Origin of the sequence: Fusibacter paucivorans (assembly GCF_018390735.1) — a bacterium.
Lineage (GTDB): Bacteria > Bacillota > Clostridia > Peptostreptococcales > Acidaminobacteraceae > Fusibacter > Fusibacter paucivorans.
On the sequence record NZ_JAHBCL010000014.1, the window covers coordinates 37,258 to 58,516 of the forward strand.

The following is a 21,259-nucleotide window of genomic DNA, read 5'->3' on the forward strand; positions in this document are numbered from 1 at the left end:
CTTTCACAACTGGCAATGATTGAAATGTTCTGGCGCTGCATTCAGCGCCAGAGTAGCCTAACAGCGGTTGTCAGAATCACCACCCAAATTGCAATAAAGGGCAATGCATAATACCACTTTTTACGCCCGATACCATTGGTCTGAGCATCATTTCTGCAACGCATCATCACATCATCAGGAATTAATTTAAGGGTAAGCGCTATTAATCCCGGTAAAAGGATAAGATCATCCAAATAGCCTAATACAGGGATAAAATCAGGAATGAGATCTACCGGGGAGAGCGCATAAACAATGACTACACCCGCAAAAAACTTTGCTAAAAAAGGCGTTTCCTTATCTTTCAATGCTAAAAACACAATGGGAATATCTGATTTTAATTGCTTTGCACGCATTTTTAGACTGATTGACTTCACCCCCGCATCATACACATCATGATTATCAAATACCCTGCTGTAACTGCCGTTCGACATTTATACCAGTATTGATGCATTCCTTACGACCATTTTATTGCATGACGTCACTTTCTTCAAGTGCTTGACTGGCGTCTGCACTAACTGCCACACCATCCTTTAAGGTGGATGACCAACTGGTGATGACAACTTCATCCACTGTCAGCCCTGTTTGAATAGCCGCTGTCGTTGCATCATATAGGGTCACAGTCACATCGCGTTTAACCGCTTTTGAATCCTCAACAACATAAACATATGCCGCTCCGTTTTCGAAATAAAGTGCGTCATAAGGCACTAATATCTGATCTTTTGCAGTTTCAGTAACTGTTGTCAGTTCAACAGTTGCACCATTTGGCAAATCAGCTGCGCCCTGTAGGAATGCCTTGACCCTAAACAAACCTGCGGCCATGTCAACAGCCATGCCGACTTCACTTACCGTTCCCATATATTCACTGCCATTGTATTGAACAGCTACCGCATTTCCCTCAGCCAAATGTGCTCTCACCTTGTCAGAAACATAGAAAACAACGGATCTGCTGTCCGGATCAGTGATCGTCATCGCAACGGTACCGGACGGCATTAGATTGTTTACAGTGGCATTAATACTGTCAATGACGCCTGAAATCGGCGCTGTCAACTGATATAAGCTTATTTGATAACGTGCCGAATCGACGCCTGCCTGAGCCGACTGCATTGCCGCCTGCGCTGTTTCAATCCCCGCTTTGGCGCTTTTTAATGCAGCTTCCGCTTCTATTTGTGTATCTATAGCACCGTCTAGTTGAGCCTGGGATACGGCGCCATCTTGGAAAAGCGCCTGCATATTCTCCGTATTTTGTCTAGCCAGTCGGACTTTGTTTTCAAGTGAGGAATCTGTATCGTCCGGTGCGTAGTGTGCTGTCGCCGTATTGTAACCGGCAACAGCGCTTTCATATCCCGCTTCTGAGCTCGCTAAACTATGCTGTACCGCCGAATCGTCTAATTGGCAAAGCAGCGCGCCAGCTGTTACCGATTCGCCTACGGAAACATTAACGGCTTCCACAACTCCGGAAACCTGCGCGATCACATTGGCGCTGTTTTCAGATGAGACCGTGCCAATATAGGTCCCATCAATTGCAAGCGTTCCGATTGCTGTCTTTTGCGTCGCTACGCTAATGGCGGCATTTGAAACCGCCAGTGCATCATCTTTTCCACAGCCCGCCAGCATCATAATGGTTAAGATAATCATAAAAAACACGCCTATTTTATGATAATTGTTCATGGTCTTCCTTCCCTTTCATCAATGATTAGTCTATAGATTACTGTACGTCATGATCAGATGCCGCCAAGGTTAGCCCTATCGTCTCACTCTTTTTACCTGCAATCAGCAAATAGAAATTCGGTAGAAACAGCAATATTAATAGTGTTGACGTTATTAAGCCGCCAATGATGACAATGGCCAATCCACTCATCATGCCCGTATTGCCGCCTTTTTCCAGCGACATTGGAATCATTGCAATAACCGTTGTCAGCGTCGTCATTAGAATAGGGCGCAAACGGATAACGCCGCTTTCGATTAATGCTTTTTCAGCAGGCATATTGCGCTTTAATCCATTTGCCGTATCGACAAAGAGAATCCCATTGTTGACAACGGTTCCTACCAACGTCATAAGACCAAGCATGGAAATTAGGCTGATATTAATGCCAAACAATCGCATCATGACAATGGAACCAATAAAACTGAATGGTATACTCATCATCACCATGGATGATAAACGCGGTGATTCAAACTGCATTGCCATCACTAAGAAGACCAGAAAAATACCTGCGAATACGAAAATAGCCATCTTCGTCAGTTCTTCATTCAAAATCCGGTCATCTGTCGTTTCTGCAACATTAATCCCCTCTGGAAGCGATACCTGCTTCATATATCCTTTTACAGCAGAAGACACCTCCATCATATGTGCCGCATCCGGAATAACTTGAAGCGAAGCCATGTACTTGCCATCCATTCTAACGCGCGACTGCAGGACATCTTCATAATGAACTTCTGCAATATTGCCAATAGTGATTACCCCGCCCATTCCCGTCTGAATTTGCTTGTTCATCAATGCATTGGCATCAAGATAAGTCCCATCGGGGTAAGTCACTTTTAAATCATAAGTCTTGCCGTCAAGTGTCGTCGACATCACATCGACGCCATTGAGTGCATAATAAATTTCAATCGCCACTTGTGCCGGTGTTAATCCAAAGCGCATGGCTTTCAGCGAATCTGTTCGAATGACGGCTTGTGTTGCTGAATCGCCACTCTCAGCATTAACTTGAACGACGCCGGGAATCATTGAAAGTTCTTCTTTTAGTGCATCTGCTGCTGCAATTGCTTGATCGAGTTCTAGACTCTGTAAATTAACCATGGTGTAGGGCTGTACTAAAAAACCAAGCGATGAACTGTTGCCGCCCGTCGGCAGTACCGTCACATCCATATTGGCATAAGCTTTAAATTTTTGGTTATATGTTTTAACCGCAGCTTCTGAACTTCGCGTTTGTGCTGTTTCGCTATAAGCCGTAAAAGATGCTTTCGAATCTGCAATTACCATGTTCACTTCTTTAAAATGCGGATCCTCCAGCAAGCTTTCTTCAATGCGACCAGCCTGTTCCGCCATCGATTCCAAAGTCGTTCCCGGTCTAAAAACAGCTTCAACGATAATGCTGCCGTCATAGGTTGTCGGCAACAGTTCGAAATTCAGTGTAGCACCTAATGCAATTGCTCCCGTGAAAAGCACTACGGCTCCACCGATAACCGTCACGCGGTGTTTCATAAGCTTGGGCATCATACGGCGGTAAGCCTTTGTGACATGGCTTAAAATTCGATCCGTTCGAAGACCCTTTTTTTCGGTCGGTTTAAGCAAGGTATAAAACAGCGGTACAACTGTAACAGCACTTAACAGCGAACTGACCATAATAATGATAATCGTGTAGCCAAATTCCGACAAAAACTGACCGGCAAAACCACTCATAATCGCAAATGGCAGATAGACAACACTGGTTGTAATGGTTGATGCCGTCACAGAAGCGATCACTGATTTAGTTCCCTTAACAGCAGCCTCCCGAAAAGTTGTTGCTTCCTTCTGATGCCGAAAACAGCTTTCGATGACGACAATTGAATTGTCGACAATCATACCAATGGCAATAACAAGTGCACTGCCCGTCATTAGATGCAAGGTAAAGCCAAATAAACGCATCACTGAAACCGCTAACAGCAGCGATAACGGAATGGAACTTCCCACAATCAAGCTCGCCTTCATATCACCAAAGAATATAAAAATGACGATCATGGCTAAAACAGCACCGATAATCAGTGTTTTTAAAATTGAAATTAGAATTTTTTGAATGGCATCGCCATTGTTATTCATAACGTGAAAGGCAATATCCGGATAGGATGCCGCATATTTTTCAATAACGTTTAAAGCATCCTCAGTAACCGCAACAGTATTGGCGCTTTGCGCCTTTGAGAGGTCAATCGTGATACTTGGTGATCCGTTAAAAGCACTCATACTTTCCTGATCTTCCGAATCGATGCGAATCTCTGCAATATCGGATAGCGTAATGAGACTTCCCTTCTCAGTCATCATCGGAATCTGTTTTAGTGCCGAAAGCGAATGAACTGTTTCAGATGCCGCAACCGTAATATCTCTGTTTTCTGCCGAGAACTTCCCGACTGGCATGTTAAAATCAGCACTGCCAATGTAATTGGCAACATCCCCTATCGACAGGCCGTATCGCGCCATCGCTTTAGAATCTAATATGACTTGAACGTTATTCTCTTTACCACCAGAAGTCGTCACTTGAGCAACACCTGAAACGGCTTCTAGTTCCGGAATAATTTCATCATTGACAATGGCAGTCAGCGCCTCACTGTCCGATGACTGAACCGCCAGTGAAAGTGTCGCTGCGGTATGCGAATCAAATGTCATTTCAAGAATAGTCGGTTCTTCTACTTCTTCAGGCAAATCAATATTATTCAACGCCTTTGTGAGATCCATATAACTACTGTCAATATTGACCCCATACTGGTATGAAAAGACAATGGTACAATAGTTTTCGTAAGAATAGGCTGTATAGCTATCCAAACTGCTTAAACCTCTGCAAGCATCTTCTACCGCTTCGACGACATCTTCTTCAACAATATCAGCTGGTGCGCCGGGATAGACATAAGTGACGGCGAGCATGGGCACTTCCATACTTGGAAACATTTCCATTTTAAAGCTAAAAATTGACGCAATCCCGAAGACGGCAATTGCAATAATAAACATGATTGCCGATACAGGACGATTTAATGCTAATTTTGTCATGTACAATCTCCTTTCGTCTCTCTCTGCTGTCACGACATTGACAAATCTAACAGCAATCATTATAATCGACATGTGTAGATTATACAACCGACTGTTCAATCACTATCGTTGTAAAAGCAACACAACCGCCAAATATGTTGCCTTTACATCCAAAAAAATACATAGTGAGGAAAAACAATGACTCAAGAAAATCAACGCGTAAGGCTCACCAAACGCCTTTTAAAAGACAGCCTAATGGCAATGCTCAAAACAGAAAGCATTTACGCGATTTCCATTCGCGAGCTATGCGAAAATGCCGGGATTAACCGGTCCACTTTTTATAAACACTATGGCTCACAATTTGAAGTGCTCGCCGAGATGGAAAAAGAAGTGTTAATGGGAATCGAAGCAGAATTAACAGACAAAAAAAATGCCCTCAAAGATCGCTCAAGTACGAGCCAGGACAATTTAACACGTATTATTCAATTCATTGACCAAAATCTTGAGCTGTTTAAAATGCTGGTCAATTCCAATGTTGATCCCGAATTTCCAGTCAAGCTGCTCTATCTGCCAATCATTAAGGCACAGCTCGAAAATTTAATGCCTGAGAATCATGCAAAAGTTGATCCTAATTATTATTATGATTTTATTGTCTATGGCGGCTACAGCATTCTACAACGATGGATTAACAAAGAACAGCGCGAAGCACCTGAGGAAATGGCGCGTACCATGCTGCAGATCTTTAATAATCTCATCGATCTAAGCGACTGATAGCCGAAACCTTTATCAACATCTGTCTGCTTTTCTGTCTGCTTTATCGTAGACACTGACACTGCAATAGCAGTTATTCACTGTTATGCGGATTACGCATAACACCATATGAGGCTACCCCAGCATATCAAATCGGCTGATGGGAAAGCCTCATTTTTTTGCCGATCGACTTTTTTTTAATCCCCGGCGCCATCTTTGAAATCGTACTGCCGCTCCTATTGATTGTGCGAAAAAAATCAATACTCACATCAGTCACTTTGCAGACATCAGCCACTATGGAATAATATATATAAACTCTACGTCCCTCTTTTATTAAACAATGTGCATCCATTCTTCTGTTTCAAATAGTGAATAACCATCCATGCCTATTGAATGTACAAGCAATTGTAAAATGTTAAATAATATTTCCGATGCCAAAAATTTACACACTTTGCTTGTACATTCAGTGGATTTATTATATGATTATTTTTACTTGAAGACAATCTTTCTCGCCTATAGTATCACACATGCATCGATATTGTTACATGGAGACTGGTTATGATCATCGAAAATAAAAACAACGGTACAAGATCGAAAAAAAGATTAACAGATGCGCTTTTAAGATTGATGACAAATTATATTTATTCAGAGATAACCATTACCCAGATTTGTCAAGAAGCTCAGTTAAGCCGAAAAACATTCTACCGCCTTTTTAGAACAAAAGATGACATCATCAATGAACTGATCGTCGATATGCATGCGCAGTTAATCTCAAAAATTGAAGCGCGTCATTCTTGTGTTTACCAAGAAATTGCATTCACTTACTTTGAGTTTTGGCATGCGCACAAAGCACTTTTACTGCTGATTAAAAAACAAGATGTACCCTTTGATTTTGATGATATTTCCCGCATCAATGCAATGGAAATCTATCATTTGGTAAAATCCGATAAAAGCAGCCACGTTAGTGAACACAATATGCAATATGTTCTGGCTTACTGCATCGGAGGGCTGAACAGCATGCTCCTGCAATGGGTTGACCAAGGTGCACTGCTGACGCCTAAAGAATTGACACAGCTGTTAAAATACACATTGGAAACGCCATTATTTTAATCTTGCACCTATAGCGCATTTTGCGAACAAAACTCACGATTAATATCAATGCAATCCCATACTTCATCATAAAAAATTAGGCCCTCACAAAGTGAGGGCCTAAACTGATTCGATACTTGCTGTTTCAGTTCACATTACAGCCATTTCTTCAGTTCTTCCGGCGTCGCATGCACATAGTGCGTACCGTCAATATGGTTGCTGACGCCCTTAGCATAGTCAATACCGCTGGTTTCATAATCATAGGTTTCCGACGTACGGTGTTTTTCGACCCGCGGGTTGGAAAGCGGAATAGCCGATAAAAGCGATCGCGTGTAAGGATGAACGGGATTTGAAAAGATCTCTTCTTTTGTCCCTGTTTCAAGTAAATACCCTAAGTGAAGCACACCAATTCTGTCTGAAATGTATTTGACCATTGATAAATCGTGCGCAATAAATAAAAAGGCTATATTGGTTTCCTTTTGAATTTCTTTCATGAGATTGACGACCTGCGCCTGAATGGACACATCCAATGCACTGATCGCTTCATCTGCAATAATGAGTTTGGGATTCATAATAAGCGCTCTGGCAATGCCGATGCGCTGACGTTGACCTCCTGAAAACTGATGCGGATAACGATTGGCATGTTCTCTTGACAAACCAACCTTCTCGAGGATTTGATAAACCCTTTCCTCGCGCTCTTGTTTTGATTGATAAAGATGATGAACATCGAGTCCCTGTGCAATAATATCCAACACCTTTCGACGCGGATTAAGGCTCGCCATCGGATCTTGGAAAATCATCTGCATATTGGTTCGCAAGTGCTGAACTTCTGTATCCGAAAGCTTGCCGGAAATATCAACACCGTCAAAGTTTATCGTCCCCGCAGTCGGATCGTAAAGACGTATCACCGATCTGCCAATGGTCGACTTGCCGCTGCCCGATTCGCCGACGAGACCATACGTTTCGCCGGGATAAATATGAAATGAGACGCCGTTAACCGCTTTGACGGTAAATTTGTTGCTGATTCGAAAAAACTGCTTTAAGTCTTTAACATCCAGCAATGGCTGTTTATTTGCCATCATCGCTCGCCTCCTTTAACATTCTATCAATACGGTCTCTAAGTGCCTGAGGCATTTCAACTTTTGGCGCTTTCTCATGCAACAACCATGTGGCTGCGTAATGAGTATCCGTAATTTTGAACATCGGTGGTTCTAAACGATGATCAATATTGAGTGCGTAAATATTGCGATCGGCAAAGGCATCACCCTCAACTTTATGACTGAGATTAGGCGGCGATCCCGGGATCGTATACAGAACATCATCGAAAGTATCGAGATCAGGCATCGCAGATAAGAGTCCCCATGTATATGGGTGTTTCGGATCGTAAAAAACTTCGTCAACCGTTCCCTTTTCCACAATCTTCCCAGCATACATAACGGCAACGTAATCTGCTACTTTTGCCACAACACCTAAGTCATGCGTAATGTAGATAACGGAGATATTCATTTTCTTTTGAATGTCTTTAATGAGTTCCAAAATTTTCGCTTGAATAGTCACATCCAGTGCCGTCGTCGGTTCATCGCAAATCAGAAGATCAGGATTGCACGCCAGTGCAATGGCGATGACGACGCGTTGCCGCATACCGCCGGAAAGCTGATGCGGATAGTTTTTCATTCGCTTCTTTGCATCCGTAATGCCTACGAGCTCTAAAAGTTCCAATGCGCGCTGATAGGCTTCTTTTTTATTGGCTCTCTTATGCCAGATCATACCTTCCATAATCTGTGCGCCGATATTCATCGTCGGATTCAGTGAAGTCATAGGGTCTTGAAAAATCATGGCAATGTGCTTCCCGTTTATATGTGAACGCATGTGCTTCTTGGTTAGTTTGAGAATATCAACATCAATTTTTTCATGATTGTCATAATAGCTAAAATCAATGCTGCCGGAATTAATGACGCCGTTGCTGCTGAGAATGCCCATGACAGCTTTCATCGTAACCGATTTGCCGCTCCCGCTCTCGCCGACAATTGCCAGCGTTTCACCGCGGTAAAGATCCATTTCAACGCCGCGAATGGCATCAACACGCCCTAGAGCCGTTTGAAACGAGATAGACAAATCTCTAATTGACAATATTTTTTCTTCCATTTTTTTCGATTCTGTCATCTCTGCCCCCTACATTTCTTTCATCTTTGGATCAAAGGCATCGCGAATGCCATCTGCCAACATGTTGAAACTGAGCATTAGAATTGCGAGAACGACGACAGGTGGAATAATCATATAAGGATGCGTCGTAAAGGATTTAAAGGCATCGCTAATGAGAAGTCCAAGTGAAGCCATTGGAACGGGTACGCCTAACCCTATAAATGCCAAGAATGCTTCTGTAAAAATCGCCGTTGGAATCGAAAACATTGTATTGGTGATAATCTGTCCGAATATGTTAGGCAGTATTTCTCTAAAAATGATAAAGAAATCCCTTGCACCCAATGTGCGTGAAGCCAGCACAAACTCCTGCTGTTTTAGTTTCAGCATCTGCGCTCTGGCAATTCTGCTCATCCCAATCCAGCCTGTAATCATCAGTGAAAACGTAATGGTCATAAGTCCCGGCTTTAAAACGATAATCAGCAGTGTTACGACAACTAAATTGGGAATACCGTTCAGCACTTCTGCAAAGCGCTGCATCGCATTGTCAACTTTACCGCCAAAATAACCTGAAATCAAACCATAACTCAAACCGAAAACCATATCAACCAGAACTGCTACCAACGAGATATAAAGCGATATACGCGTCCCCATCCAAGTTCGTGTAAAGATATCCCGTCCGAGTACATCGGTGCCAAACCAGTAATATACATCCTCAAGGCCTGTAACAGAGCCATCTTCGGCAATATATTTATTGCGGTTTACCACACCTGTAGAAGTGTTCATCGTTTCGCTGCCGTCAAAAATACCAAGATTTTCAACGCCTGGTATACGCGGCGGCAAATTTTGATGGGTAATCGTTTGCTCATCAAAAGTGTATTCATTTAAGTCTAGACCTACAATGGCCATGAAAACGATTAAAATAATGCAGATTAAACCAATAACAGCGCCTCTATTTCTAAAGAAACGCTTTGACACATCCTTCCAGTACGATTGGCTCATATAGGTTTCATCTATATGTGTTCTGTTTTCTTGAGAAACAAATTCAAAATCATTTTCGAGAAAAATCAACTGCTCTTCCGATGCCGTATTATTCATGACTTTCCTCCTTTGCCAATCGAATTCTTGGATCTATGATGCCGTAGAGAATATCCACAACTAACATAATGCCAATGTACATAGCACTGTAAATAAAGGCAATGGCAATGATGACGTTATAGTCATTGGATTGGATTGCCGTCACCAGCAGACTGCCGATTCCTGGAATTGAGAAGATCTTCTCAATAACCAGACTGCCCGTCATTAAGCTGACAATAAGCGGTGCCAGTACTGTTATAATTGGAATGAGTGCGTTGCGGAGCTGATGCCTTACGATGAGGTGAATGCCGCTAATCCCCTTACTTTCTGCCAATTGAATATAATCCGAGCCCATGACTTCTATCATTTCAGTTCTTGTAAATCTGGCAATAGACGCAATGGTAAACATACTTAGCGAGATCGTTGGCAAAATCGACGAATCAAAAGGTGCCTTACTAGAGTAAAGCAGTGGGAACCACTCCAGTTTATACCCCAGTGAATAAGACAGTGCCAGTGCGAAGACATACGACGGTAAACTTACCCCAATAACTGAGATAATCGTCGTCAGCGTATCCCAGATCGTATTGTGTTTGAGTGCTGCGATAATACCGAGTATCAAACCAACGACGGTTCCCAATAGAACAGCCTGCCCGCCAATTGTTACCGAGATCGGCAAACGCGACAGCAGCAAGGTTGAAATAGGTGTGTTTTTGCTAATGGTATAAGAAACGCCAAAGTCGCCGGACAACATGTTTTTAACATAGTTGAAAAAGCGAATAATGACGGGTTTATCCAATCCATATTTGGCATTTAATAACTCGATCTGAGCTGTTGTAAGTTTTTCATCGTTAAATGGCGAGCCCGGCATGAATTCTAACATGAGAAAGAGAATCACTAGAATAACAAGCAGTGTTGCTATTGAAATGAGTACCCTTTTCAATAGATATTTTTTCATGTGTTACTCCTTAATATAAGTTTAACAGTGGCTGCAAACGCAGCCACTGTTATTGGCATTGCTTCTTATGGCTGCAATTTAACGACTAATTTTTAACAGCATTTTTGTAAATTCGATTAATTCCCACTGAGTGGAATTCAATACCGGTTACATTCCCTTTAATCATAACGGCATTACCTCTTTGGTAAACAGGGAAAATGACGGCTTCATCCATGACCATTTTTTCAGCTTCTTTGAGGCCTGCCCAACGTGCATCGAGGTCAAGCGCCAATTCACCATTTTTAGCCGATTGAATAATGGCATCATAGTCAGCATTTGACCAGAAACCGTAGTTGTTTGAACTTCCCGTTGTCCACATGTCAAGGTAAGTCATTGGGTCAGCATAATCCGGTCCCCATCTTGTTAAGCCAAGTTCAAAATCACCGTCTTGCATTCTTTCAACACGGTTTTTCTTAGGCATTGTTTCAATGGTAACCGTCATGCCAGGCAGTGTTGTTTGAATTTCTGATTGGATGAATTGTGCTACATTTTGCGAAGCTTCTGTATCTTCAACAATTAATGTATATGAGAATTCGTCAACCCCGAGTTCTGCTTTGGCCGTATTATAGTATTCAAGTGCCAATGCTTTATCCGTTTCAAGGTAAGTATCAGCGGTTTCACGATAGTCTTTGCCGTCCGGACCAGTTGCCAGTAAAGTTGGCACAGCAAAGTTTGCCGCAATCGAACCGTCTTTTAAAATGTTTTTAGCAATTGCAGATTTATCATAAGCAAGTGCAATGGCTTTGCGCAGATTGACGTTTTCAAGACCGGCAACGGTTTGATTTGGAGAGATGTACCAAAGATATCCTGCCACGATGTTATGGAACTCAGGATCCGCTTGGAACTGCTCTACTTGCTCACCTGCAAGGGTTGCTATGTCAATGTCGCCGTTTTGGTATGCGAGCATTGTCTGTTGCGCTTCTTTTATAACTTGATACTCAATACCGTCGAGTTTAACGGCATCAGCATCCCAGTAATCTTCGTTTTTAACGAGTTCAATCGTTGTCGCTGCCGGTTCATAGGCAGAGATTTTGAAAGGTCCATTTGCTAAAATTGTATCTGGTGATGTGCCGAATAAGTCACCCTTTTCAGTAAAGAATGCTTCATTTACCGGGAAGAATGAGTTAAATGACATTAACGATTCAAAGTAAGAAACCGGGAAGTCCAGTGTGACAACCAGTGTCTTGTCATCCTCAGCGACAGCGCCGAGTTCATCAACTGCTGCATCGCCTGAAATAATGGCTGCTGCATTTTTAATCCCTGCGATTTCTGCGATAAAGGAATACTCACTTGCGGTTGCTGGGTCGACAAGTCGTTTCCATGCATAGACAAAATCGTCTGCTGTTACAGGTGTGCCGTTTGACCAGTTTGCATCTCTTAAGTGGAAGGTATAGCTCATGCCATCTTCACTCTTATCAACACTCTCTGCCATTGCTAAGATCGGAGACCCTGCGGCGTCAACAGAATAGAGTCCTTCTGTGACGGCGCCCATCACTTCAAATGATGTTCCGTCTGTTGCAATTTGTGGATCCATTGAAGCGACTTCAACTTCAACTTGTACTTTCAAGATGTTTGCAGCGTCTTCAGATGTTGCTGTCTCTGAAGCCGTTGACGAATCTGCCGGTGTTGCCGCTGCCGGTTCAGCCTCTTTGCTGCCGCATGCCGTTAAGCTGAATAACAGTGCCAATACGGTGAGCAGCGAAATAATTTTTTTCATAGTTCCCCCTTCTCTTTATAAGAAAATACAAAAAAATGAACTCTTAATTACTCAAAAATCATCGTCAATATTGCCTAAAAGTGTTGGCTTATCAAGAACATTTCTAACAAATTTTGAGCACCAGACCCCATCCTCTTATGAAATAATTATATACTCCTGTCTATTTATGTCAAGATAATTCAATGCAAAGTATTCGCATCTGTACATACAGCTTCTGGATTCACTGTTATTTATTTGATCGTCAAACAAACATAAAAAGACTGGCAATCTCTTTCAAAAAACAAATGAGAGTCCTCATTTAAAGAACTCTCACCGTCTAATTGACAGACGTTTTCCATCTCGTCTATGCTGTATTCTAGCGACTTCCGAACGATATATGGCATCGTACATCAATGCCGTTAAATCGACATTTCCTATTTCCCCCAATTGTTCTAGCGTTGATTCTGTCAGAAATGCTCTGACTGCCGCCTGTTTAAACAAACTATCAGTTGGTGCGTATTGTCGATACATCGCGATGAGCCGAATCATCGAAACCATTCTATTTTCATAAGCCATTTCTTCAAAATCAATTCCAAAAACGCGTCCGTCATTCGCGAACACAAAATTTTTCAAATTCAAATCTGCAAGCGCTGCACTGCCGCTGGATACATTGGTCGCCTCATCGTAAACGCAATAAAAGGCAATCAACCATTCAAACAATTGATGCAGCAATGCCGTCGCCGCTTTTTCATCTCCCAAGGTCTCACATCGTTCCAAATACGCAAGCACTGTCATACCTTCAATATATGCATAGCGGCAAATCCATTCATCATCTGAATAAGACAGTATCTCGGGGATGAGCTTTTGCGATGTACTCGCTCCAATGCGAATGTAAACGTCCTTTTCAAAACGGTATGCCGTCTCGTCAGCAAAATGCTTTTCTACATAGAGGCATTTTTTTAGCGCATCCTGCATCAAATACACGCGATTGCGTTTCGATTCGAATTGTTTAATGCTTTTCACTTTTCAACTCCCCGCCTATCGAAAGCTTTATTGTACTCCCCTTCTGATAGCCCTCCAGTTCAGATACGACACCAATAACAGCATTGTGCAGAATCTTTTGAACAAAGGGCACCATTGGGATCTTAACGCCGTCGATACTCAAGTCAATGATACTATCGTCAATGACACAGTCGGTTCGCTTGCGTTCACCTCTAATGATCGCCGTACAGAGTTCTCTGCATGTCATCCCGCATGCAGAACAGCAATCCGAATCAAAATCCGGCAGTAAATCAAAGACGGTCGCCTCAATCATATCGCAAATTTCCTCGGTATGCTCAAGTGCGCTTAAAGCTTTCAGCGAATGGTAATGATCGATGCTGTCGGCAATTTTTCCAGAGACTAGAAAAGCTCTCCCATCATAGCGCTCATCCAAATCCTTGATGCAGTCAGCCGTTAAAATCATCGGTACATTGCCGTCGCGATACCCTTCTAATATAAGATAATCGGTGTCATAAAATTTTGCCATTTCATATAAATCCAGCGGCCTCTGGAAAAGGATGTCGGTTTCATACAGTCCACGCGCTGTGACGAGTTGCGAGCCCGCTTTTTTATGGCGATCTGTATTCGTTCCCTCTGAATCAATCTGAAAAGCCTCAAAGTGAATATCCTTGACAGAGCCAACCGTATAGCCTCTTTTACGTAGCGTTGCAATAATCTTTTCAATCGTCGTCGTCTTGCCAGACTTCGTATAACCGACGACAGCAAATACTTTCATTAAAACACCAGCCTTTCTGACACGAGGAGCATCGCAAAGACCAGCGTGATCGTCGCCGCTCCAATATAATCATGTTTTCCAAATTTCAGCTTTTCAAATGTACTCCGTTTTCCTCCTATAACAAATCCCCTGGATTGCGCCGATTCTGCAAGTGCCTTCCCACGGAGCAGCGTCGCATAGACGATGGGAATAAAAAGACTGCCAATCATTGCTAAGCGCTTGGCGATCGGCAAACGATTGACATCGATCCCCCTTAAAGCCATGGACACATAGGTATTGCGAATTTCCTCGGTTAAAAGCGGTAAGAAACGAATCCCCAAGCCCACCATAAAACCGAACTCATATGGCAGCCCCAACTGTACGAATCCTTGTATGGTGGCCTTCATACTCGATGTTGAAATAATCATCCCCGAAATCAGAATAATCAACACTCTGAAGAGGTAATTAATCCCGCGGTACATCCCGACATCTGTCAAAATCGTTATTTTGCCAATGAGCAAAATCGCACTGCCGCTTCTGTCAAATAAACTCTGAATAACGATTAGTGCTAGACACACACCGAGGAAGCGCTTCATCTTTCGTATTATTTTCAGCAAGTTAACCTTGAAAATGCTGCACATTACCAGACCGACGAGAAAATTGACAAGTGAGAGTACCGGACTCGCACTCAGAACACCAACCGTGGAAATCGCAGTAGCCGCAAGCAATTTTACTCTAGGATCAAATTCCTGTTTCATTGGCAATCCTCCCACTTCGAATGGTGAATACTTCCGTTGGCATCTTGCGGATGAAATCGTGGTCATGGCTGATTAGTAAAATGCCAATCCCCTCTGCATGTATTTGGAGCAGCACCTCCGCTAGCATTTGGCGTCGCTTTTGATCTAATCCAGTTGTCGGTTCGTCCAGAATCAAGTACTTGGGATCGTTCATAAGAATCGTCGCAAGTGCAAGACGCTGCTTTTCACCTTGACTCAAATGGTAAGCGGGCGTATCCAGCGTGTGTCTCAAGGAAAAACGGTCTATCATGATTTCGCTTTTCGCATTGATAACCGCTTGATCAACCCCCTTGTATTTTAGCGCAAACCCCAATTCGCCTCTAACCGTCGGCGCAAAAATCTGAACATTTGGATTTTGAAACAAATAGCCCACTTGATTGCCAATTTCATACATTTTATACTCATTAACATCTTTTTGATCCAATAAGATTACGCCTTCAGAAGGTTTAATCATACCGATCATCATTTTGGAAAATGTTGTTTTACCCGCGCCATTTGCCCCCACTAAGGTCTTAAAACTGTTGCGCCCCAATGACAAGTTTACATTTTGAAACAGGTACTTGCCTTGCACATGATAGCCGACATCTTTAAAAGTTATATAGGACATAACTTCAAATCCTCCTTAGCAACCATTTGCAATTTGCCCGCTTCCATTTTATAGATACGATCGCATGGCCTTAAATTTTCATAATCGTGCTCAACCATCACAACTGTCTTATGATGCGTTTTCATGCGCCGAATCGCTTCTGTGATAAGCACTTTGCCTTTGGCATCCACTTGCGCCATGCATTCGTCCAAAATAAGGATTCCAATGTCGAGACACAGAATTGCCGCAACGGTAACCAATTGCTTTTCCCCACCGGAAAGTGTATTGGGGTTCCTGTCGCGGAGATGTTCGATCGCAAGCATTTTTAACACTTCATCTATTTTGCTTCTCATGATCTCCGGACTAATGCACATATTCTCCATGCCAAAAGCCAGCTCATCGGTTACATTTGAAAAGATAATCTGGTTATCCGGATTTTGATAAATTGTACCGATTTTTTGAAAAAAATCCTCTTCTTTTGCCATGCGCTGACCATCAATAAAAATACTGCCTTTGATCTGACGTTCATATTCATGGAAATAGCTGCCGTTCATAAGCCGAAGCAGCGTTGTTTTCCCAACACCACTCTCCCCAATAATGCCGACGGCTTCACCCTTTCCAATCGATAGGTTGACATTATCCAATATCTTTTTGCGTTTATTGTATTGAAACGTCAGTGCCTCAAGTTGAATTGCCGTCAATAACACACCCCTCTCACCATTCTCTAAAACTATTCATTAACGGATACGCTGTAGGCGTATTTGCACCAGTATTGACTGAATTGATCTTTTTTAATAATCATTTGATAAGGCCCATCGCCGTCTTCTTCTCGCGTACCAATTAGCGCGTCATCTCTTATATACGCCAGATAGACATTGTCATCTTCCATCAATTTATCCGTGCTAAGTGAAACGGCGTAACCGTCAATTGCATAGACGACAACTGCTTCAACTGTCTCTAGATCAATACCGGAATCCGTCAAAATCGTTTTTAACAGGACACCTTCATAGGTATGCTCTACAGGATCTTTACCGCTCGACTTCAAATTAGCTGTAAATGTTTCGCGTCCCAACTGATCAATTGCTGCCATGTCGTATGTCTTCATTTCAATGCCTTCATACTGAACGCTAAAAGCCGCTTCATTATTGAGTGCTCTTTTGGTTTCGATATCACCTTTACTCATCCATGTTGTGACGATAATGACGAGCGCTAGAATACCAATAACACCCGCAACAATAATTGCCTGCCTGTTTTTCATATACCCTCCTGTACTGCGTAGACGCGTTATTGCGCATACTTCCGACCTAATCAATCGCATACGGCACGATGAGATCTTCATATCTAAAATCGCCGTGATCGCCGCCGTCTGCCGTATCGTGCATACCGTGATCCGCAGTGATCACAACTTTGGTCTCTGCCGACATCAACGCTCGCAGTTCTTTCACATAACCATTAACGGCTTCAATGCGCTGTAGCGTCTTTTCATGAAATCTGCCATAATCGTGACCGGCATCATCAATGCCGTGAAAGTGAACCAATAAGTAATCCGGCTGCTCTCCTGATTCAATCAGTGCTTTTGCACGCTCAAAGACTTCATCATCCGTATAACCATCGCCATTATCATCTGTATTTAAATAGGTTTTGGTTTGAATATCGAGAATTTTAATATCGCCTTCAATTAAGGCGCTTGAGCGCCCCATAGACGCTGTACGATCAAAGATCGTCCCGCAATTGATCATTCGATACGATCGATCAAAAACGCCGTTGACAGCCGGCACTTCCCCTGTAATCATCGCCGCAAATCCTGCATTGGTTACTGGTTTATACACCGTTGTCGCCATCTGAACAGCTTCAAGCTGCGACAAGAACCAATCGGGATGCGTCGCTTTTATCGCCTCATACTGCGTGTAAGAAAAGCCATCTAAGAACAATGTCACAACCTTTTGCCCCTTCTCGAGATAGTGAATACTGTCATCAAAATTATCACGGTTTGAAACGGCCGGCGGATTAATCACAGCACCGTAAATATCTCGAATGACAGTATGCAGATCTGTGCTGATATAGTTGATTTTTTGATTTTCAACTTCAAAATAGCCGTCTGAAACCGACTCATAATAATGTTCGCCCTCTCGATCCATTATCAGTAGATTACTGACGTCAAGTGTGCTGCCGGCATCTGTTAATAGATCAGATAATCGAATACACTTTTTGCGCTTCATTACATCAATTTCGAGCCCATCCAGATTGGAACTGCCGTCTAGAAAGGCAATACTGCAATACGAACCTGCCAACAGCTCTCCCAGAGACAAATGCACATTGGCTTCTTTGGTCACGATGTTGAGCCCCGACTTTCCAACTGCATCGGCATCATCGCCGATGACAATGATTTCACGAATATGCTTAATGCGCGCGTTCACAGGGTGTTTTTCAGTGAGGTAACACCAGCCCAGCTCTTCACGATAACCAATGTAAGTATCTGTCAATGTATCATATGGCAGCTTCACCATAAAGCCGTCGTCGGCAATCAAAGCAACTTCACGCGTACCCTCTAATGGTTGAAATGCGGCAATAAGCATCTCAGCTGGAATAGCAGTATAATCGTTCTCATCAAAAACAACGGTTTCTTTCGTCAGTGTATCCCAATACACTGTCACATCGCCAAACTGTGCAACATCTCCCAGTACTTGTAGGCCTTCCGGCGCCATACCAATCGGTTTTTCCGAATGCAGCACTTGGCATCCAGACAGCATCCCAATGAGCACTAAAAATACGATGACCAATATTTGATTACGTTTCATCATGTACTCCCTCTAATTTTTTAATCTGTTTATGAATAGAGTACGCGATCAGTCCACCGATCCCGCCGGACAACGTTGCCCATGAGAGACTCATCAGTAGTGGTATAAGCGGCAGCCTGAAAAAGACCAGGTTAGACAGGTAAGTCCCTGCCAGATTTGCAATAATCCCTGCGAGGAAAAAATCGCCGATCGTTTCCCAACGGCGGCGAATAATGAAAAAGACAGCATCAATGGCAAATCCCGGAAGTGTATACGTTATCACACTCACGATGCCATGACTGCCAAAAGCACCCGTAACAATCACGATGAGCGCTTGTGTAAACGCCGTCATCGTCGCTGTCCCTCTTTTTCCGACAAGCCCGGCAGCCAGGGCAATCCAAAACATATAGAGTCCCCCGGCTACGGCACCTCCCGGTATAAAGAGCGGGCCGGTAATCATATGTGCGATGGGGACGACAATTGGCTTAGCAGCAATGCCAAGCGTCGCCATCAACGCAATAAGAATTAAATCATATACCCTGAAATATTTTAGTAATCGCATACTTCTTACCTACCACCCAGATTTAATGACTTTATTTCACGGTAATTTTCACAACACCTTTGACCCATGTTGTTGAAAACTCGGTGTTTTGCACAAGCTGTACAAGATTGTCCGCTTTAACCGGTTCACCGTTTTTAATGACCGCCAAAATTGTATCCTCATCGATTTGATCTTTTGGCAGTTCGACTTCATAACCGTCACCAGCTGTGATGACAAGTGCACTGAAATCCTCAACATGTAAAAATTCGAGCATTTCTAAAACACGATAGCCTTCCCAGTCATTTGGTTTTTTCTCATCATTCTTTGTATGCTCCGTATGAAGGCTGATAAGCGTCAACTTACGCGCCGCTTTTTCACTGGTCAGATCAAACGAACCATCGCTTAAGCCGTCAAATGTCACCGTCCATTCCGGCAGTTCAACTGCTGCATCGCCATCAGTGCCCTCTGTACTGACGTTTGCCGTGTCAGTCGTCTCCGATACATCTGCTGCCTCCATCGTTGCTTCACCCGCCACAGCTTCAATAGTCAATAAATGCTTAACATTGTATTTTTTAGGCATACTCTCATCAAATTTCGCTGCCGCCGTACCGTCATCAGATAATCTGAGAATACCACTCGCCAGCTCTTCTTTTGTGATTTCAACTTCGTATCCTGTGTTATCAGAAAATTTGAACAGATCGCCTTCAATCCCCGCCGCTGTTAAAGCGTCAATAAGCTTAATCCCTTCAACGTCACCCACCGTACCGTTCATTTGACCATACGCAAGCGCTGAACCTACTGATATAAAAGTTGTATCGCCAACGCCCAGTGTCATTACCGATTTGACATTCATGCCCTTTGGCAGGTCTTTGCCAGTAAACAGCGGTGCATCTTCACCAGTTATTTTCAAATAACCGTTGTAAACCACGTCATAATCTTCGGACTTTTCAAAACCGTCATTCGCTTTAAACGCCGGGTTTCCTTTGCCTTCCGATACATAGGCATCGACGAGATCTGACATTAAAACAGATTTATCTTCACTTTCATAATAGGTGAACGGCTCCGTTTCAATGCCGCTGGCATATGCCGTTTCCAGCATTACCATTCTTGCCGGAACGCTTTCCATCGCTTCAACACCTTCGCTGATTGCAGCAATTTCAACGAGATTAGAAACATAATACATGCTTCGAACATCATCAATAGCGGCACGCAGCGGCATTTCTTTCTCTTCCAGTGCCGCACCGTCAAATTCATAGGCGAGCACGATGTCCTTATTGTTTAATAGATCAGCGGTAACATCAATGGCATAACCATCGCCTGCAATCAATCGAATGGTACTAAAATCTTTTTGTGACATGCCGTGTTCGGCTAAAATTGTTTCCAACAGAACACCTTTAACGGTGTTATCTGCTTCTTCACCACTTGAAGAGACACTGTGAACCGATGTTTCAACAAAAGGCATCGCGTAGATATCGTCATAAGCGACTTCAAATGGTTCCGCCATTCCGGTAAATTTTAAACTGCCCTCGTAATGAAGTGATACCCCTTCTGTCGTCTGTTCAGCCGCCGCAGGAGCCGAGGTTGTTTCAGCAGTTTTAGCGGTTTGGCTGTCTGCTGATTGGCATCCTGTCATCAGCATGGCACATGTCATTAATAAAACTAATATCCTTCTAAATTGTTTCGTCATTTTTTATATCTCCCCTCTTGTCAATGCAGCGATTGACTGCTTTAACCGCTGCTTTACTCGTTTGCGTAGCACCTGTGATTGCAACGACTTCATTTTCATTTTTCTTTCGATACCGAACCACTTTAAGCTTTTCCTCTGTCGACAGCAAAAGCCGGTCCAAGAACCACGTTTCTGTCACGTAACCGCCATAATCTGCTGTTTCCTGATTAGAAAGTACATCAACGTGTTCAATGGCGTCTTCTCCCACTTCGATGAAAAAAAGGATTTCGGATTCATAACCCATTTCAGTTACTAAAAAACCATATCGCCCCTCTGCCAGTTTATACACTCGATGTACTTTCGCATCTTCAAATGCAGGCAGTCTCTCTTCATATTGCTGGTCATATTCTAAAAATATTGGTGTAAAAACAGAAGGTTCTTCCGGTGCGCTCGATGGATTATTTCCATATTTTCCCACAACAAAAAAGAGCAAGGCTAGGATACATAGAAATGTATACAGCCCTGCTCCTTTGCCCAAGTTTTTTATAATCTTATCAACCCCAATCTTTATTACAATCCCTGTCAAATCATTTTATTCCCAGATTATCATGACATTCGACGGATTGCAGTATATG

20 protein-coding genes are annotated in these 21,259 nt (G+C 43.0%); 2 read left to right on the top strand and 18 right to left on the bottom strand.

Annotation, left to right across the window (positions count from 1 at the left end):
• Nucleotides 1–41: 41 nt before the first annotated feature.
• The 3 genes from KHM83_RS09355 to KHM83_RS09365 all read right to left on the bottom strand — a co-directional run bounded on the left by KHM83_RS09355 (nucleotide 42) and on the right by KHM83_RS09365 (nucleotide 4,777).
• The gene (locus tag KHM83_RS09355) at nucleotides 42–404 is read right to left on the bottom strand and encodes a YkvA family protein (protein ID WP_213236800.1); all 363 of its coding nucleotides are present in this window, start codon (nucleotides 402–404) and stop codon (nucleotides 42–44) included.
• Nucleotides 405–504: 100 nt separating this feature from the next.
• Nucleotides 505–1,707 (bottom strand): efflux RND transporter periplasmic adaptor subunit, encoded by a 1,203-nt coding sequence (locus tag KHM83_RS09360; protein WP_213236746.1) that lies wholly within the window; start codon nucleotides 1,705–1,707, stop codon nucleotides 505–507.
• Nucleotides 1,708–1,744: 37 nt separating this feature from the next.
• The gene (locus KHM83_RS09365) at nucleotides 1,745–4,777 is read right to left on the bottom strand and encodes an efflux RND transporter permease subunit (protein ID WP_213236747.1); all 3,033 of its coding nucleotides are present in this window, start codon (nucleotides 4,775–4,777) and stop codon (nucleotides 1,745–1,747) included.
• 177 nt (nucleotides 4,778–4,954) lie between these two features.
• Between KHM83_RS09365 and KHM83_RS09370 the strand changes: the two genes are divergently transcribed.
• Together KHM83_RS09370 and KHM83_RS09375 are read left to right on the top strand one after the other, a co-directional pair.
• Nucleotides 4,955–5,527 (top strand): TetR/AcrR family transcriptional regulator, encoded by a 573-nt coding sequence (locus KHM83_RS09370; protein ID WP_213236748.1) that lies wholly within the window; start codon nucleotides 4,955–4,957, stop codon nucleotides 5,525–5,527.
• A 537-nt stretch (nucleotides 5,528–6,064) separates the two neighbouring features.
• Nucleotides 6,065–6,616: a TetR/AcrR family transcriptional regulator gene (locus KHM83_RS09375; RefSeq protein WP_213236749.1), complete on the top strand. Its 552-nt coding sequence runs from the start codon at nucleotides 6,065–6,067 to the stop codon at nucleotides 6,614–6,616.
• 134 nt (nucleotides 6,617–6,750) lie between these two features.
• Here the strand turns inward: KHM83_RS09375 and KHM83_RS09380 are convergent, their stop codons facing one another.
• The 15 genes from KHM83_RS09380 to KHM83_RS09450 form a co-directional block, all read right to left on the bottom strand.
• On the bottom strand, nucleotides 6,751–7,674 hold the full coding sequence (locus tag KHM83_RS09380; protein ID WP_213236801.1) for an ABC transporter ATP-binding protein: 924 nt from the start codon (nucleotides 7,672–7,674) through the stop codon (nucleotides 6,751–6,753).
• Nucleotides 7,664–8,758 carry an ABC transporter ATP-binding protein gene (locus KHM83_RS09385; RefSeq protein ID WP_213236750.1) on the bottom strand — a complete coding sequence of 365 codons (1,095 nt, stop codon included), beginning with the start codon at nucleotides 8,756–8,758 and terminating at the stop codon, nucleotides 7,664–7,666. The genes KHM83_RS09380 and KHM83_RS09385 overlap by 11 nt, the downstream gene beginning before the upstream one ends.
• A 9-nt stretch (nucleotides 8,759–8,767) precedes the next feature.
• Nucleotides 8,768–9,832, bottom strand: coding sequence for an oligopeptide ABC transporter permease (opp3C, locus tag KHM83_RS09390; RefSeq protein ID WP_213236751.1), 1,065 nt, complete (start codon nucleotides 9,830–9,832; stop codon nucleotides 8,768–8,770).
• Nucleotides 9,825–10,766: an ABC transporter permease gene (locus KHM83_RS09395; RefSeq protein WP_213236752.1), complete on the bottom strand. Its 942-nt coding sequence runs from the start codon at nucleotides 10,764–10,766 to the stop codon at nucleotides 9,825–9,827. Before KHM83_RS09395 ends, opp3C begins: the two co-directional genes overlap by 8 nt.
• Before the next feature lie 85 nt (nucleotides 10,767–10,851).
• Nucleotides 10,852–12,522, bottom strand: coding sequence for a peptide ABC transporter substrate-binding protein (locus tag KHM83_RS09400; protein ID WP_213236753.1), 1,671 nt, complete (start codon nucleotides 12,520–12,522; stop codon nucleotides 10,852–10,854).
• Between the two features lie 309 nt (nucleotides 12,523–12,831).
• A complete protein-coding gene (locus tag KHM83_RS09405) occupies nucleotides 12,832–13,524 on the bottom strand; it encodes a BUD32 family EKC/KEOPS complex subunit (protein WP_213236754.1) in 693 nt (230 codons plus the stop codon).
• Nucleotides 13,511–14,278, bottom strand: a complete 768-nt coding sequence (gene mobB, locus KHM83_RS09410; protein WP_213236755.1) for a molybdopterin-guanine dinucleotide biosynthesis protein B — start codon at nucleotides 14,276–14,278, stop codon at nucleotides 13,511–13,513. The genes KHM83_RS09405 and mobB overlap by 14 nt, the downstream gene beginning before the upstream one ends.
• The gene (locus KHM83_RS09415) at nucleotides 14,278–15,015 is read right to left on the bottom strand and encodes an energy-coupling factor transporter transmembrane component T family protein (RefSeq protein ID WP_213236756.1); all 738 of its coding nucleotides are present in this window, start codon (nucleotides 15,013–15,015) and stop codon (nucleotides 14,278–14,280) included. Before KHM83_RS09415 ends, mobB begins: the two co-directional genes overlap by 1 nt.
• The gene (locus KHM83_RS09420) at nucleotides 14,999–15,661 is read right to left on the bottom strand and encodes an energy-coupling factor ABC transporter ATP-binding protein (RefSeq protein ID WP_213236757.1); all 663 of its coding nucleotides are present in this window, start codon (nucleotides 15,659–15,661) and stop codon (nucleotides 14,999–15,001) included. Before KHM83_RS09420 ends, KHM83_RS09415 begins: the two co-directional genes overlap by 17 nt.
• Complete coding sequence (locus KHM83_RS09425) at nucleotides 15,649–16,341, bottom strand: energy-coupling factor ABC transporter ATP-binding protein (protein ID WP_213236758.1); 693 nt, start codon at nucleotides 16,339–16,341, stop codon at nucleotides 15,649–15,651. Before KHM83_RS09425 ends, KHM83_RS09420 begins: the two co-directional genes overlap by 13 nt.
• Before the next feature lie 29 nt (nucleotides 16,342–16,370).
• Nucleotides 16,371–16,898, bottom strand: coding sequence for a hypothetical protein (locus KHM83_RS09430; protein WP_213236759.1), 528 nt, complete (start codon nucleotides 16,896–16,898; stop codon nucleotides 16,371–16,373).
• A 46-nt stretch (nucleotides 16,899–16,944) separates the two neighbouring features.
• The gene (locus tag KHM83_RS09435) at nucleotides 16,945–18,441 is read right to left on the bottom strand and encodes an alkaline phosphatase family protein (protein WP_213236760.1); all 1,497 of its coding nucleotides are present in this window, start codon (nucleotides 18,439–18,441) and stop codon (nucleotides 16,945–16,947) included.
• On the bottom strand, nucleotides 18,428–18,979 hold the full coding sequence (locus tag KHM83_RS09440) for an ECF transporter S component (RefSeq protein WP_213236761.1): 552 nt from the start codon (nucleotides 18,977–18,979) through the stop codon (nucleotides 18,428–18,430). The genes KHM83_RS09435 and KHM83_RS09440 overlap by 14 nt, the downstream gene beginning before the upstream one ends.
• A gap of 31 nt (nucleotides 18,980–19,010) precedes the next feature.
• Nucleotides 19,011–20,645: a molybdopterin-binding protein gene (locus tag KHM83_RS09445; RefSeq protein ID WP_213236762.1), complete on the bottom strand. Its 1,635-nt coding sequence runs from the start codon at nucleotides 20,643–20,645 to the stop codon at nucleotides 19,011–19,013.
• Nucleotides 20,629–21,162, bottom strand: coding sequence for an FMN-binding protein (locus tag KHM83_RS09450; RefSeq protein ID WP_213236763.1), 534 nt, complete (start codon nucleotides 21,160–21,162; stop codon nucleotides 20,629–20,631). Before KHM83_RS09450 ends, KHM83_RS09445 begins: the two co-directional genes overlap by 17 nt.
• Nucleotides 21,163–21,259: the final 97 nt, after the last annotated feature.

Coding starts and splice junctions, on each gene's coding strand:
- KHM83_RS09360 (WP_213236746.1), bottom strand. CDS start 1,707: ATGAACAATTATCATAAAATAGGCGTGTTTTTTATGATTATCTTAACC.
- KHM83_RS09365 (WP_213236747.1), bottom strand. CDS start 4,777: ATGACAAAATTAGCATTAAATCGTCCTGTATCGGCAATCATGTTTATT.
- KHM83_RS09370 (WP_213236748.1), top strand. CDS start 4,955: ATGACTCAAGAAAATCAACGCGTAAGGCTCACCAAACGCCTTTTAAAA.
- KHM83_RS09375 (WP_213236749.1), top strand. CDS start 6,065: ATGATCATCGAAAATAAAAACAACGGTACAAGATCGAAAAAAAGATTA.
- KHM83_RS09380 (WP_213236801.1), bottom strand. CDS start 7,674: ATGGCAAATAAACAGCCATTGCTGGATGTTAAAGACTTAAAGCAGTTT.
- KHM83_RS09385 (WP_213236750.1), bottom strand. CDS start 8,758: ATGACAGAATCGAAAAAAATGGAAGAAAAAATATTGTCAATTAGAGAT.
- opp3C (WP_213236751.1), bottom strand. CDS start 9,832: ATGAATAATACGGCATCGGAAGAGCAGTTGATTTTTCTCGAAAATGAT.
- KHM83_RS09395 (WP_213236752.1), bottom strand. CDS start 10,766: ATGAAAAAATATCTATTGAAAAGGGTACTCATTTCAATAGCAACACTG.
- KHM83_RS09400 (WP_213236753.1), bottom strand. CDS start 12,522: ATGAAAAAAATTATTTCGCTGCTCACCGTATTGGCACTGTTATTCAGC.
- mobB (WP_213236755.1), bottom strand. CDS start 14,278: ATGAAAGTATTTGCTGTCGTCGGTTATACGAAGTCTGGCAAGACGACG.
- KHM83_RS09415 (WP_213236756.1), bottom strand. CDS start 15,015: ATGAAACAGGAATTTGATCCTAGAGTAAAATTGCTTGCGGCTACTGCG.
- KHM83_RS09420 (WP_213236757.1), bottom strand. CDS start 15,661: ATGTCCTATATAACTTTTAAAGATGTCGGCTATCATGTGCAAGGCAAG.
- KHM83_RS09430 (WP_213236759.1), bottom strand. CDS start 16,898: ATGAAAAACAGGCAGGCAATTATTGTTGCGGGTGTTATTGGTATTCTA.
- KHM83_RS09435 (WP_213236760.1), bottom strand. CDS start 18,441: ATGATGAAACGTAATCAAATATTGGTCATCGTATTTTTAGTGCTCATT.
- KHM83_RS09440 (WP_213236761.1), bottom strand. CDS start 18,979: ATGCGATTACTAAAATATTTCAGGGTATATGATTTAATTCTTATTGCG.
- KHM83_RS09445 (WP_213236762.1), bottom strand. CDS start 20,645: ATGACGAAACAATTTAGAAGGATATTAGTTTTATTAATGACATGTGCC.